Origin of the sequence: Paenibacillus sp. UMB7766-LJ446, assembly GCF_030226665.1 — a bacterium.
Taxonomy (GTDB): domain Bacteria; phylum Bacillota; class Bacilli; order Paenibacillales; family Paenibacillaceae; genus Paenibacillus; species Paenibacillus vandeheii.
The window spans coordinates 82156-96726 of record NZ_JASOYM010000015.1 but is presented as its reverse complement, the minus strand read 5'-3'; the positions used below and the strand labels follow the sequence as shown (position 1 = coordinate 96726).

General features: G+C 45.4%; 9 protein-coding genes and 1 pseudogene. 8 read left to right on the top strand and 2 right to left on the bottom strand.

What is annotated here, in order from left to right:
• Nucleotides 1-811: 811 nt before the first annotated feature.
• Nucleotides 812-1471 (bottom strand): hypothetical protein, encoded by a 660-nt coding sequence (locus QP794_RS28050; protein WP_483311966.1) that lies wholly within the window; start codon nt 1469-1471, stop codon nt 812-814.
• Between the two features lie 269 nt (nt 1472-1740).
• Between QP794_RS28050 and QP794_RS28045 the strand changes: the two genes are divergently transcribed.
• From QP794_RS28045 to QP794_RS28035, 3 genes and pseudogenes are all read left to right on the top strand, one after another.
• A complete protein-coding gene (locus tag QP794_RS28045; protein ID WP_285080017.1) occupies nt 1741-2994 on the top strand; it encodes a mechanosensitive ion channel family protein in 1254 nt (417 codons plus the stop codon).
• A gap of 415 nt (nt 2995-3409) precedes the next feature.
• Complete coding sequence (locus QP794_RS28040) at nt 3410-4654, top strand: macrolide family glycosyltransferase (RefSeq protein WP_285080016.1); 1245 nt, start codon at nt 3410-3412, stop codon at nt 4652-4654.
• A gap of 165 nt (nt 4655-4819) precedes the next feature.
• Nucleotides 4820-5673: pseudogene (locus QP794_RS28035) on the top strand (aldo/keto reductase).
• A gap of 207 nt (nt 5674-5880) precedes the next feature.
• Here QP794_RS28035 and QP794_RS28030 read toward each other — a convergent pair.
• Complete coding sequence (locus QP794_RS28030; RefSeq protein ID WP_285080086.1) at nt 5881-7032, bottom strand: glycosyltransferase family 2 protein; 1152 nt, start codon at nt 7030-7032, stop codon at nt 5881-5883.
• A gap of 351 nt (nt 7033-7383) precedes the next feature.
• On the opposite strand from QP794_RS28030, the gene QP794_RS28025 reads away from it, so the two are divergent.
• From QP794_RS28025 to QP794_RS28005, 5 genes are all read left to right on the top strand, one after another.
• Nucleotides 7384-8961, top strand: a complete 1578-nt coding sequence (locus QP794_RS28025; RefSeq protein ID WP_285080015.1) for an extracellular solute-binding protein — start codon at nt 7384-7386, stop codon at nt 8959-8961.
• An 81-nt stretch (nt 8962-9042) separates the two neighbouring features.
• Nucleotides 9043-9969, top strand: a complete 927-nt coding sequence (locus QP794_RS28020; RefSeq protein ID WP_285080014.1) for an ABC transporter permease — start codon at nt 9043-9045, stop codon at nt 9967-9969.
• A gap of 29 nt (nt 9970-9998) precedes the next feature.
• Nucleotides 9999-10883, top strand: coding sequence for a carbohydrate ABC transporter permease (locus tag QP794_RS28015; protein ID WP_094939366.1), 885 nt, complete (start codon nt 9999-10001; stop codon nt 10881-10883).
• A gap of 51 nt (nt 10884-10934) precedes the next feature.
• Nucleotides 10935-13277, top strand: a complete 2343-nt coding sequence (locus QP794_RS28010; protein WP_285080013.1) for an AraC family transcriptional regulator — start codon at nt 10935-10937, stop codon at nt 13275-13277.
• Between the two features lie 33 nt (nt 13278-13310).
• Entirely contained in the window at nt 13311-14438 is a 1128-nt protein-coding gene (locus QP794_RS28005) for a glycoside hydrolase family 88 protein (protein ID WP_285080012.1), read from the top strand.
• Nucleotides 14439-14571: the final 133 nt, after the last annotated feature.

The window sequence follows — 14571 nt, the reverse complement described above, 5'->3', positions numbered from 1 at the left end:
GATCCGAGAGTATTGTTGCTGTCGGATGAAAAATTAAGTACTAAATGGGACACGATGCCCCTCGCCTCCATTAGAGTCAAGAAACCATCAACCAGTTGTTCTGGTTGGGGTTTTTCAGTTTATGATATAGTTATAAAGATGGAAGCACTCAAGATGCTTAAAAATCGCGAACAGCTCCAGGAAATTTTTAAAAAGAAAATCAACATGCACGGAAACGCGAATACAACTTACCATCGAGTATAACTTATACATATGTTAGTATAATCAAAAGTGAAAAAGGGGTGTGAAATGGTATACATTTCAGGACTGAACCTTATTCTACTGTCTTTTGGAGCTCTAGTATTATTTATAGGAATTAGTTATTTGATACTTAAAAGAATGCCTAGTACAAAATGGATTTTGTTATTTGTCATGATCCTTTACTGTGTAATTAATTTTTGGTATTACTTACGGGGTAGTGCAAATTTGGTTACATTATTAAGCACCATTGCATTAGGCTGTACTCTTACATTTCGAACGTTTAATAAGGCAAGAAAGGTATGATTAAAAAGAACTTGTCGTCTTAACGAATGACGGGTTCTATTTTTGTTTCCATAAGTAGACAAGAGAATCAGCAACCATCAAATTAAGCACCGAATGGGGGATGCCACCTCGCCTCCATCCGAGACAGCAAAGAAGACCCGTTGGGGTCTCTTTTGCTTTGTCTATGAAGTTAAGAAGCACCCGCTCCAGTGAAAGAAGCCCCCGAGCACGGCATTGCAATCTACGCAAAGATTTCATCGTCAATGGCAGTGAATCTACTAAATTAACTTTAATTATTGAACAGGGGCTCCGTACGAAGCAAATAGTTACCCCTTACCTCCGCCGTCCAATTGGCAAAGACCTCTCTCCATTGAACACTGTTAAAGAAATCGTCTACGGATTGGTTGTCGGAATCCCAGTCAACAAATATGTTGAGAGGTGTGATTCCTCCAGCCCAAATGCCATTACTGACGTCCGTGCCCTTCTCCCTCACTAATAAGATTGGAATGCCGAATTGAAAGGCCATGGCAGGCTCAATTTGAGAAAAGGTAGATCCTTCCCAGAACGGAGTGGTCGTTGGAGGCTCCCCCACATTGGATTCAAGAATTTGAACAAAAAATCTTCGGAAGTTGATTGCGAGTAATCCATAGCTTGAAAAAACCAGGCGTCGTATATTCGTCAGAATGTTTTCCGGGTATTGTTCACTAACGGGCAATGTGCGGGGAAAGAGTAGTGCATCTTCAATTTCCCTAATCAGACGGTTCAAAAATTGCTCTTGCAAGTCATTTACCGTGTTGGTTGTACTCAGAAATATAGGAATACGAAAAGCGCGATCCACACAGGCATCGATAGCCGATGATGTGCCCTTTTCATTATTATGGATGGGCTTATTCGGATTTGAGGCGGAGGTTCTTAAATGGCCACGGACGGGTGGAAGCTCCGTTACCATGCTTACGGGAGAAAGTTTTTTCATGGGGAATTGCTGAGTCTTAGTCTTATTTTTTGGATTACTCAATGTTCACATCTCCAATGCAAGAATCTGGGTTATATTTAGCCCCAGTCTATGCACATTAGCCCATTTGTGTGACGTGATACTCATGAAGGGGGAGGATCTACACTTTACCCATCAGCTGCTTGCTGTAATATTTTGAAATTTTACTTCGTACTAGGATGTAATTTATAATAATAAGTTAATATAAACTGCGTCAGGAGGATACAATGGACTTTATCAAAAATCAACTAGACGGAACGGGCATGAGTGAACAAACCATTGGATATCTTTCGAATATGATCATGGTGGTATTTATAGCTGTGGTCTCCATACTGGCCAATTTTATAGCCAAAAAAATCGTATTGAAGATTATTATTCAAATCGTCAACAACAACCGGTACACGTGGGATAAAATCATTGTGGAGAAAAAAGTGTTTCACAAGCTTTCGCATCTCGTTCCGGCGATTATCATCTATTATTCAGCGTATATCTTCCCGTCCTATCAAGCTTTAATTGAAAAAGCAGCTCTCACTTATATGATCGTCATAACCATTACGGTATTAAATGCACTGCTCAACGTCTTTGATACCATATATCGTTCCTATGAAGTCTCCAAGATTAGACCGATTAAGGGATACATTCAGGTGGCCAAGATCGTGCTTTTCATCATTGGGGGCATTATCGTCATCTCAAGTCTCATTGGTCAGAATCCGTTGATTATTCTCAGTGGACTTGGCGCTTTATCAGCTGTTCTGATGCTCGTCTTCAAGGATTCCATATTGGGACTGGTTGCAGGCGTGCAATTATCATCGAATGACATGGTACGTGTTGGTGATTGGATTGAAATGCCCAAGTATAATGCCGACGGCGACGTCATCGATATTACGTTAAACACGGTAAAGGTTATGAATTTTGATAAAACGATCACGATGATTCCAAGCTACGCGCTCATCTCGGATTCGTTCAAAAACTGGAGAGGCATGCAAGTCTCCGGTGGCAGAAGGATTAAGCGAAGCGTCTATATTGATACGAGCAGCATAAGCTTCTGCACTAAGGAAATGATTGGGGAATTTCAGAAGATCCACTATCTTACGGATTATCTTGAGACCAAATTAAATGAAATTAACGAATACAACATGGAACATAACATTAATACGGAAAGCATTGTGAATGGTAGACAGCTTACGAATGTGGGTGTATTCAGGGAATATATCCATCAATATCTGAGGAATCATCCGAAAATTCATAAGGATATGACGTTGATCGTAAGACAATTAGCGCCGGGAGATAACGGACTACCACTTGAAATTTATGCATTCAGCAATGATATCGCCTGGGGTGTGTATGAATCGGTCCAAGCGGATATCTTTGACCACATCTTCGCCGTTGCGCCGACATTTGGCCTTCGTGCCTTCCAGAATCCAACGGGACACGATATCGTGCAATTAAAAGAAAGCCCGCAATATTCGAGAGGATATTGAGATAGGTATTTACCTGATTTAATATGAAATGAGCAGAGGAAGCACCGTAAAGGTGCTTTTTTTGTTTAAAAAGTGACATATATACTATTTACAAATCTGGAAATAATTAATAGTATATTTATATGGGCATGATTTCCAGATTTTGTTTTACCCTATCATTTTGAAGCTATATAAATTGAACTAAACATTTACACGAGAACGGAGAGGACAGAAATAACATGAAGAAGCGGAGCGTTCGCCTTTATCCCCGGATTTTACCCTTTGAAAAAGGGAATCCACAAAAATCTGGGGATAACAGCGATCGGAAGGTTATTCTGTCATCGGAGTGGCAAGTGTAAATTATTTTTTAGTTCAATTTATATAGAAATACAATGTCCCGCTTGGAAGATTGGAAAATTTAATGGAGGTGAATCTCATGGCACGTGTATTAGTTGTAATGATGCCTGCAGAAGGGCATATCAATCCGACGCTCGGAATAATCAAGGAACTGGTGGAGAACGGCGATGAAGTTGTCTACTGTTGTACGGAACAATACCGGACGAAGATTGAAGCGTTAGGCGCACAATTTAAAGCATACTCCTTCAACGAGGCAACCCTGCTCAACAACCCGGATATGAAGCCATTTGAAATCAAGCACCCTTACCAATTTTTATATATGGTTTTGAAAAAAATTGTTCAACGATTTATTCCGGATGTCCTGAATCTGATCGAAAATGAAACCTATGATTATTTAATTTTTGACTCCTTAATAGGCTGGGGAGGACAAATTTTAGGCGAAAAGCTGGGTATACCAGTGGTATGCTCAACCACGACCTTTGTTTTTGTGGAGCCTCTCGGATTCGGTAATCAACTGAAGGATGACGATGAGGAGGTTAAGGAGCTATATAACGGCATCATCGAGATGTCCCAGCAATTAGCGTCCCAGTTCAATGTGGCTGTGCCTTCTCTGGCGGATCTTTCAGGTCATCCCGGACAACTAAAGCTGGTCTATACCAGCCGATATTTTCAACCGATGGGGGACAAGCTGGATGACAGCTATGTGTTTACCGGCCCATCTATTTTACCCCGTAAGGATGCACCAGCCTTTGCAAAGGAATCTCTGCATGCCCTCTATAAACAGGCGGTATATATTTCGATGGGGACCATTTTAAACAAGGATCTTGAATTCTATAAGCTGTGCTTTACGGCTTTTCGGGATTTGCCTGTGCAGTTTATATTGTCTTCGGGAAAGGATACGGATTTGGAGCCCATTGCGGATCTCATTCCTGATAATTTCATGATCAGACCCTATCTCCCACAATTGGAGGTTTTGCAGGACGTAGATGCTTTTCTGACACATGCAGGCATGAACAGTACAAGCGAAGCTTTGTATTACAATGTACCGTTGGTTATGCTCCCGTTAACCTCGGATCAGCCGCGTGTAGCAGGCCGGGTGCAGGAGCTCGGAGCAGGAGTCATTGTGGATAAAAACAACCTTACACCCGACGTGCTGAGAACCGCGGTATTAGAGGTGCTCGGCAATGCCTCCTACAAGGAACATGCTGAGGTTATTGGGAAAACGTTACGCGATGCTGGCGGGTACAAGCAGGCTGCTATGGCCATTCAGAACTTTATGGGCAAGCGGTCGTTATCGGCCACGACCATCTCTTCGCTTGAATAAAGAGGCAACTTGCCTCTATTAAAATTAGACGAGAAAGCCACTCCCCCGTTTAACGGGTTGGTGGCTTTCATTTGATTCATCCGCGTATGGAGGGGTAGAATAAACGAGAGGGCATTCACTTTATCCATATCGTTTAGTATACCTTTCGCAAAGGAGAGTTTTGAGATGAATCATACAATCCCGGAATATACGTTGAATGATGGCTTGAAAGTTCCTGCCATTGGGTTTGGTACCTATAGCTTAAAAGGAGAAGAAGGTGTCAAATCTATAGCATCCGCGATGGATGCAGGTTACCGACTTATTGACACAGCATATAACTATGAGAACGAGGCACTGTCGGAAAAGCCATTAAGCAGAGCTCCGTTTCCAGAGAAGACCTGCTGATCTCATCCAAACTGCCAGGGCGTTACCATGCCTTTGAAAAAGCGATTGTAGCTATCCAAGAATCTCTATACAGAGCAGATCTGGATTATTATGATCTATATCTGATTCACTGGCCGAATCCGAAGAAGGATATGTATGTGGAAGCGTGGCAGGCACTCATTGAGGCGAAGAAACGCGGATATATCCGTTCCATCGGAGTAAGCAATTTCCTTCCGGAACATAATGACCGCCTGATTAAGGAGACGGGAGTAGCGCCAAGTTTGAATCAGATTGAGCTGCATCCATTCTTTGACCAAGCGGATCAGCGGAAGAAGGATTCACAGCATGGTATTGTGAACGAATCATGGAGTCCCATTGGGCGTGGCAATGATGCCGTACAAGATATCGTAAAAGATGAAAAGATCCTTCGGATTGCCGAAGCTCATGGCAAAACGGCTACTCAGGTTATTTTGCGCTGGCATACCCAGCTTGGTTCAATTCCGATCCCTAAAGCGGGTTCTCTTCAACATCAGCAAGAAAATATCAATATTTTCGATTTCGAGCTGAACGAGAAGGAGATGGAAGTCATCTCTTCTTATCATCGTAAGGATGGACGGTTGTGGAATCAGGACCCGAGTGAATACGAAGAATTTTAAAAGGCTTATCATAAAAAAGTTCGATTCACCTTACGGTGAGTTGAATGGGTATAAAATAAATATGGCCTCCTATTCTACAAAGATGTAGATAGGGGGCTTTTTGTTGTATTCAAAGAGGTGAATGCACTTGAGCAGGAGTTTATGGGCGATGTTATTGAAATAGCTAGTAGTACTTTGAATTTTCATATTTGCAGAATAAGTACTAAACTACTCCACCAATTTCTCAGACCTCTGCGCCATATCCTGTAGAACTCGAGCCACCCGACTTTTTCTGCCTTTTGCTTTTCTCTGTATTCTTGCGAGAGATTTTTTATACGCTTCCACATCTGTTTGAAGCGCGAAGTGTTTGGCAGCAATCCGTAATGTTTTCTTTAACAATCGTGCGGAAGAACGTGTTGTTCTGGACCGGAAGCCTCTGCGCAAGATTCGCAGCGTGTTTTTGTAGGTTTCGAGGTCAGCTGATGGTGGTACAACGCAGAATAAATTGAGTGCGGAATCATTGAATCCATAGGTTTCGAGCATGATTTTCAGATTCTCTGTATTGAGCACTTCCCCTCGGAAATAAGTGGGATGTTCCTGGTGATAACCCACGACCTCTTTCATACAGTAGAAGGGCACTTTCAAACGATGCAGCCTGTAGCCCAGATCCCAGTCTTCAAGCCCATAGAGTACGAACCGTTCATTGAAACCTCCAACTCGATTCAGAAGACTTCGGCGGATGGATACACACCGAGTGACAAGCAGCATCCATGGAGCCACATCGGTGCTGGCAAATTGCTTGATGACAGCAGGCGGTATTTTGGTTGGGAAAGTCACTTTGGACAATGTATCTGTCTGATGAATGATATCTTCCGGTGTGACCAGTGGGACGATTTCATTCGCTGCATCAAATTCAGGACGCCATAAGTTTGAAGGGGTAAGGATCGAACGGCAATGATCTTTTTCCGATGGCGAGAAGTCTGGATAGTAGTGGGTATAGGCATCGGCAAAGGAATGTGGAAAACCCGAAACGACGGCTCTGGGATTTTTGCGATGATATTGACGCACTGTTCGGATAAATTCGGGTAACGCCAGAAAGTCAGCATCACAGAAGATAACATACAGACCTTTGGCATGCTGAAGCCCCAAATTCCGAATCGCTGACCTGCCACGTTGCTCCGTTTGGGATACGTAGGTTAAAGGATATGAAGTCTGGAATGTCTGGATCTGTCCTTTCGTTCCATCAGTGGAACCGTCATCAGCTACGATGACTTCAAATAGATGCTTAGGATAGGTTTGTGTCTCGAGGGCTGCCAGTGTAAGCAATAACTGATGGGCCCGATTATAGGTTGGGATAATGACGCTGTAGCGGATCGCCATTCCTGTTTCCTCCTTCACGTTGTTGGACACTCCTTATGAAAAAATCGAACACGTTCAAGTAAGAAGTGATATTAGTTTATTCCATATATGTGGCAGCGACTGGTCAAACACCTTATGATTTTGGAAACGGGCTTGATCGATCTCCTTTATTGCTTACCATTCAATCTGGAAATATGATCTTGATCTCTTGCATTCATGTGCAAATCCTGCGCTGCACAAGGAAATATCAAATTTTGGATATGTCGGCAAGAATGGAGGATAGCCATTATTAGCGGGCAAGCGGTAACTTTATGGGGAGCAATAACAGGGCTGCCTATCAACGATACGAATTCAATGGGGGGACGTGAAGCAATGAAACGGTCATGGAGAAAAAGACTGGCAATTGGAATCTGCCTGATGATGAGTATTACTGCTCTTGCAGGCTGCTCGGGAGGCAACGGAAGTGCAGGTGAAGCAGAAGGAGATGGACCTACACCCATTTCAATCTGGATGTCGATGAATACGAATGCGTCCATCACACTCAAGAGCATGAATGAAATCACGGCAATCAAGGAATGGGAAAAGAAAACCAATACCAAAATCGAATTCCAGCATCCCGCGGTGGGTGCCGAGACCGAACAGTTCAACGTCATGATTGCCTCGAATCAGCTGCCTGATGCCATGTTTGTCAATGGAGATTACGCCAAACTGTTCAATGATGGTATCATCATTCGACTTAACGAACTCATTGATGAATACGCTCCCAATTTGAAAAAGATCCTGGAGGAGAATCCCGAGGTAGCCAAACAGTTAAAAGCCGACAACGGAGATATCTATGCGATACCGCATCTGCGTCTGGGGGAATACAAAACCTTCGGCGGTACGTTCATACGTCAGGATTGGCTGGATGATCTGAAGCTGGAGAAACCGGAAACGATTGAGGAGTGGGAGACAGTACTCAAGGCCTTCAAGGAGAAAAAAGGCGTAGCAGCGCCCCTGTTGTTTGGTGCACCACCCAAAATGACCACGATGGGACCAGCCGCACCGACGTATCTGGAGGCTTACGGCATCACTAATAATACGTTCATGAAAGATGGCAAGGTGGTCTATGGACCAATCGAGCCGGAATATAAGGAATTTCTAACGATGTTCCATCGCTGGTATCAGGAGGGATTGATTGATCCCGATTTTGCTACCAATGACCAGAAAACATATGACGCCAAAATTTTGAGCAGTCAAGCGGGTGCGTTTTTCACCTATATCGGTGGAGGTGTAGGCCGCTACCTGCCCGCTCTGCAGGAAACGGATCCGAACGCCAATCTGACAGCCGTGCAGTATCCGGTGCTGCACAAAGGAGATGAGCCGATGTTTACCGGACGTTCCTGGGAGTGGAGCAGTAGCGGCGTTGTGATCACCAATAGCAACAAACACCCGGAAGAAACGGTCAAAGCACTTGATTATTTCTTCAGTGAAGAAGGACATATGCTGAAAAATTTCGGTGTGGAGGGCCTCACCTATACGATGAAGGACGGTTACCCGACGTATACCGATGAGATTTTGAAAAATCCGGACGGTCTGTCGGTTGCTCAGGCCATGGCCAAACATTTTATTGCGAACTATCCCTTCGTAGGGGAGGATGATGATCGGTACAATGAGCAGTATTATCAGCTCCAGCAGCAGAAGGATGCGGCGGTTCTGTTCTCCAAATACAGTGAGAATACGCTGAAGGTAGGCCTTCCTCCTACCAGTCTGACGACTGAAGAATCTACGGAGTACAGCAAAATCATGAGTGATATTGGAACTTATCGGGATGAGATGTTCGTCAAATTCGTCATTGGGGTTGAGCCGATTGAGAACTTTGACAAGTTTGTCGATCAGATCAACAAGTTTAACGTGAAACGGGCTATTGAAATTCAGCAAGCGGCCCTGGACCGGTATAACGCCAGATAAGGAAGAGATGTCCACGGGTGGTAAAGCTTTTTTACGGCTTTACCCCCGTGGACGCCCTCTTTGGAATGAAAAAGGAAGGGGATGAAGGAGTTGTCGCACAAGCTTTCCTTGTTATGGCTCAATTACAAAAAGAATAAAGCCATCTATTGGATGGCTCTTCCCGTCGTTTTATATTTTCTGGTCTTCAAATACCTGCCGATGTACGGGGCCATCATTGCGTTCAAGGACTACTCGGTGGGCAAAGGTATATGGGGCAGTGATTGGGTCGGATTTCAGCATTTTCGGGATTTCTTCCAGAGCTATTATTTCTGGCGAATTCTGAAGAATACCCTTTTGCTAAGTTTTTATCAGCTGTTGTTCGGTTTCCCGGCTCCCATTCTTCTTGCTCTTCTGCTTAATGAGCTCAGGCATGAGATCTTCAAACGCACGGTGCAAACGATCTCGTACATTCCCCATTTTATTTCCATTGTCGTCATCTGCGGTATGATTGTTGATTTTTCGTCCCGAGATGGACTGTTTAATACCATTATTGGTTATTTTGGCGGTCAGAGCAGCGCACTTCTTAGCGATCCGGCCAATTTTCGTACCATATATACCGCCTCATCGATCTGGCAGGAGCTTGGTTTTTCCAGCATCATTTATTTGGCTGCACTTAGCGGCATTAACCCCGAGCTCTATGATGCTGCCAACGTGGACGGAGCGAGTCGGCTTCGCCAGGTGTGGCATATCACGCTGCCCGGCATCATTCCGATGATTATGATTCTCCTTATACTCCGCATTGGTGGACTGATGGAGATTGGGTTCGAGAAAATTATTCTGCTCTATAATCCGAACGTGTATGATACGGCAGATGTAATCTCGACGTTTGTTTATCGCAAAGGGATAAGTGAAAGTGCCGAATTCAGCTATACGACCGCGGTGGGTCTCTTCCAGTCGGTCATTAACTTTACGCTGCTAATCGGTGCCAATCGCCTGTCCAAGGTGATATCCAATACCAAGCTGTTCTAGCCAAGAACGAGGTGAAGGGAGGGATTTCTTTGCGAATGAAAAGATCCATTGGAGAGCGGCTGTTTGGTGGTGCGAACGCAATGTTGATGACAGGTCTGATTATCATAACCTTGTATCCACTGCTGCATGTGTTAAATGCGTCGCTTAGCGACTCAAGTCAGCTCATGGCCCATAGAGGTCTGCTGCTTTTTCCCAAAGGCATTACGATGGACAGCTACAAGCTGGTACTGAGCAACCCTAACATTCTGTCCGGATACCGGAACACGATATTTATTGTGGTGGTGGGCACGGCGCTGAATCTGCTGTTTACCATTCTGGGGGCGTATACGTTGTCCCGCAAAAGCTTCATGCTCCGCAATCCGATCATGCTGGCGATTGTATTTACGATGTTTTTTAACGGCGGAATCATCCCGTCCTATCTGTTGATCAATAACACGCTCCATATGGGGAACAGCCTGTGGGCTCTAATTATACCGGGTTTGATCAGCAGCTATAATCTGATTATTATGCGGACTTCCTTTGCGGAAATCTCGGAAAGTCTGCTAGAGTCGGCCCGTATAGACGGGGCAGGGGAGATGCTTATTCTCTGGCGGATTGTCGTACCATTGTCGATGCCCGTCATTGCGGTGATGATTCTCTTTTACGGCGTTGGTCACTGGAATTCATGGTTTAGCGCGATCCTGTACATTCGGGACCGGAACCTGTTCCCACTTCAACTGGTGTTAAGGGAGATTCTGATTCAGAACAGTACGGACTCGATGACGACAGGAGCGACCGCTATGGACAAAGAGGCCATCGGGGAAAGTGTGAAATACGCAACGGTCATGGTAGCCACCCTGCCTATATTGTTCATCTATCCATTTCTGCAGAAATACTTTGTTAAAGGTGTTATGATCGGAGCAATCAAAGAATAGAGTTGCTTTAGGCCATGCCATACCCAATAACACAGTGTGAGGAGGAGACGCATGAAGAGGAAAAGCATCCTGTTGTCCTGGGGCATTTCTTACATGGTCATTCTGCTCATTCCCATTGTGATCGGTGCTGCTGTTTTTGCCGAGTCTCGCATGCTGCTTGAGGAAGAAGTTAATCGTTCCAACATGGTGCTGTTATCTCAGGTGCAGGAAACCATTGATAACCAGATTGGCGATATTGGCAGCATCAGCAATCAATTAATGGCTGACTCCCAACTCATGAGCTTCATTAATCACGCGTCTGAACAGGATGCCCGCTGGAGGTTCATGGGGATTGATCTGATCAAAAACCTGAAATCCACACGCGTCGGAAACGGCTTGATTAGTGAACTGTATATTTATATCAAACAGTCCGATATCGCGTTATCCTCTTCTTCACTTATTCAAAAAAAGTATCTATATGACATATTCTATCAGGGCACGAATGTTTCCGAGGAAGCGTGGACCCGGCTTATGCATGATTCCAGCAAGAGCATGTACCGAAAGATGGAGGTTCGGAGTGAGGACCGACGAATTGAGGACACGCTGGTCTATATTCAGCCGTTTCCGATTCAGAATGGCGCTGGCAGCCCTGCGACCTTCGTCGTTAACCTGGACCCCAATCGGTTCCAGCAAGCCATTGATAATGTAAGTTTGGAAAAAGAGAGCACCGTGTTCATTCTGGATCACGACGGTCAAACGTTATTTTCTACCGGATCACTTGAAACCCCTTACATAAAGGGGGAGGATCTTAACCTTTTTGAGGATGCTGAGAAAAGAACGGAAACCATCGATTGGAACGGAGAATCCGTGACCATATCGCAGATTTCTTCCAAGATTCAGGACTGGAAGTATGTATCCATCATACCTACCCGAATCTATGCCAAGAAGCTGACGGTCATCCGCGATATTACGCTTGGAGGCGTTATCGCAGGACTTATCCTTGGCGGTGTGGCAGCCTGGTGGTTCACCAGACGGAATTACCGTCCGCTGGGACGGATCATGAACATTATCTCGGATAAGGTCAAATGGAAACTGGAGCAGCCGGACAATGAATATGGTATTTTGCAATCTGTTCTGATCCAAGCCTGGGAAGAACAGGATCAATTTGCGAACAGGCTTAAGGATCAGCAAAGCGTTATACGAAGCAGTCTGCTCTCCAAGTTGATGAAGGGAAGGGTACAAGTAGGTGTGGAGTTTGCTTCTACCTTGGAACGCTCTGGCATTCGGTTCGAGACAAATTCATTTGCCGTATTGCTCCTGCACATTGAGGATGTTGAAGGACTGTTCCGTTCCAGAGTTCGTGAGCAGGACCGGGAGGAGAAGCATCAATTTGTGCACCTGATCCTGACCAATGTGCTGGAGGAGATGATTGGCTCAATCGGTCATGTATACTCTGTCGACATTGATGGAAGAATCGCGTTCCTGATTAATATTCGGGAGTGTGAGGAGGATACGGAGGATACCAGTCATCGGTTAATTCATGCAGTCGAAGAAGCCCAGCGTTTCATTGGCTCCCGATTCTGTGTGTACTTTTCTGTTGGCGTCAGCCATGTTCATCACCGTATGGCGGAGATCGCGGATTGTTTCCGGGAATCGGAAGAAGCGCTGGAATACAGGCTGATTCTGGGGATCGGTCAGATTATTGATCCGAGCCGGATTCGTCGGCCCAAGGAGGAGCTGTATTACCCTCTTGATCTGGAGAGACAGCTCATCAATTATATCGCTACAGGGAATTATGCCCGTTCCACGGAAGTGATGAACGAAATTCGCATGACCAATTTTGCCGGAGAGCCCTTGTCGGTTGAACTGGCTCGCTGTCTGATGTTTGAGTTGATTGGTACCTTTCTGAAAGCTACCGAACAGATCAAGACGGACGACCAGAACGAGATGACGCAGCGCAACGATCTGATCCGGCAATTGTATGCATGTGAGACCTTTGAGGAGATTGAGGTCGAATTGCTTCGGATACTGGAGACGGTATGCCAGACAGTGCACGAGCGCAAGCGGTCCCGCAGTGAGGAATTGAAGGATCAACTATTGGAATTTATCCATGAGAGTTATGCGGATGTCAATTTGGGTTTGACCCATTTATCCGAGCGGTTTCGTTTCCATCCGACCTATGTCTCCAAGTACTTCAAGGAACAGACCGGAGTCAACGTGATTGATTACATCAACCATTATCGAATTGAGCAATCCAAGAAAATTTTACAGGCAGAGGAACTGACGATCCAGGACGTATCCGAGCGGGTGGGTTTCCTGAACAGCAATTCGTTCATTCGTGTATTTAAGAAATATGAGGGAATTACACCCGGCCAGTATAAGCAAAATAGCAGACTTGTCCAGCAAGAGAATTGAAGAATATGACTTGCCTAGAGGAGGAACGGTTCCATGTGGAAAAAAGCTATTGAAGATGCATTGAATGTCACCCAGCGCAACATAGATCGATTCGAGGGGCGCTTTCCCCATGTTAGTAACGGGGATGAGCATTATGTGCTTAACGATAATACGGAGTGGACGGCAGGATTTTGGTCAGGCATTCTGTGGTTATGCACGGAGTATACCCAGGACCCGAGGTTCCGTGAGGCAGCCGTAAATAGCGTCGATAACTTCCGTCGGCGAATGGATCAGAAAATCATATTTGATCATCATGATATTGGCTTTCTCTATTCGTTGTCTTCCAAGGCACAATGGATTGTGGAGCATGACGCCGCAGCAAAAAAACTCACGCTGGAAGCTGCGGATATGCTGATGAAACGTTGGCGGGAGGAAGCTGGACTGATCCAGGCTTGGGGACGCAAAGGCGATGTGAATAACGGAGGGCGAATTATTATCGATTGCCTGCTCAATCTTCCGCTGCTGTTCTGGGCGTATGAGCAGACGAATAATGAGGAGTATCGCCGCGTTGCCGAGCTGCATGCGCTGAAAAGCCGCCGTTTCCTCGTTCGAGGGGATGACTCAAGCTATCATACCTTTTATTTTGATCAGGCTACCGGAGAGGCTATTCGAGGCGGTACGCATCAGGGTTACCATGACGGCTCTACCTGGACACGCGGACAGGCATGGGGGATTTATGGTTTTGCACTCTGCAGCCGCTATCTGCAAAGTGCCGAGATGCTGGAGACAGCGAAGCGTCTCGCCCGTTATTTTATTGCCCATCTTCCGGAGGATGAAGTAGCGTACTGGGATTTTGATGCCCCGCAGACACCTAATACGAAAAGGGACAGCTCTGCATCCGCTATTGTTGCCTGCGGTCTGTTGGAAATTGCCGGGCAGCTTGATGAAGCTGATCCTGAGAGGGAGGCTTTTCGGAATGCAGCGGAATCGTCCATGAAATCCTTAATGAATCATTATTCCACGCAGGGCTCGGATACAGCGGAGGGTTTGCTGAAGCATGGCTCATACTCCGTAAGAGGTGGAGATTCACCTGACGATTACACGATCTGGGGCGATTACTTTTATCTTGAGGCGCTGATGCGTCTGGAACGAGGCATCCCTGGCTATTGGTACGATAGATAGGGTGAAGACTGTTGTTTTGGTATACCCCTATATCGTAGGTTGATGAGGATACAGACGTTTGCCGCTGTTCCTCCAGAAGTTGCATCATCCAGTGCTGAATGGTCGTCGTCTGCGAAGTGGCATAGGCGTTTAA

Coding starts and splice junctions, on each gene's coding strand:
- QP794_RS28050 (WP_483311966.1), bottom strand. CDS start 1,471: ATGGTAACGGAGCTTCCACCCGTCCGTGGCCATTTAAGAACCTCCGCC.
- QP794_RS28045 (WP_285080017.1), top strand. CDS start 1,741: ATGGACTTTATCAAAAATCAACTAGACGGAACGGGCATGAGTGAACAA.
- QP794_RS28040 (WP_285080016.1), top strand. CDS start 3,410: ATGGCACGTGTATTAGTTGTAATGATGCCTGCAGAAGGGCATATCAAT.
- QP794_RS28030 (WP_285080086.1), bottom strand. CDS start 7,032: ATGGCGATCCGCTACAGCGTCATTATCCCAACCTATAATCGGGCCCAT.
- QP794_RS28025 (WP_285080015.1), top strand. CDS start 7,384: ATGAAACGGTCATGGAGAAAAAGACTGGCAATTGGAATCTGCCTGATG.
- QP794_RS28020 (WP_285080014.1), top strand. CDS start 9,043: ATGAAGGAGTTGTCGCACAAGCTTTCCTTGTTATGGCTCAATTACAAA.
- QP794_RS28010 (WP_285080013.1), top strand. CDS start 10,935: ATGAAGAGGAAAAGCATCCTGTTGTCCTGGGGCATTTCTTACATGGTC.
- QP794_RS28005 (WP_285080012.1), top strand. CDS start 13,311: ATGTGGAAAAAAGCTATTGAAGATGCATTGAATGTCACCCAGCGCAAC.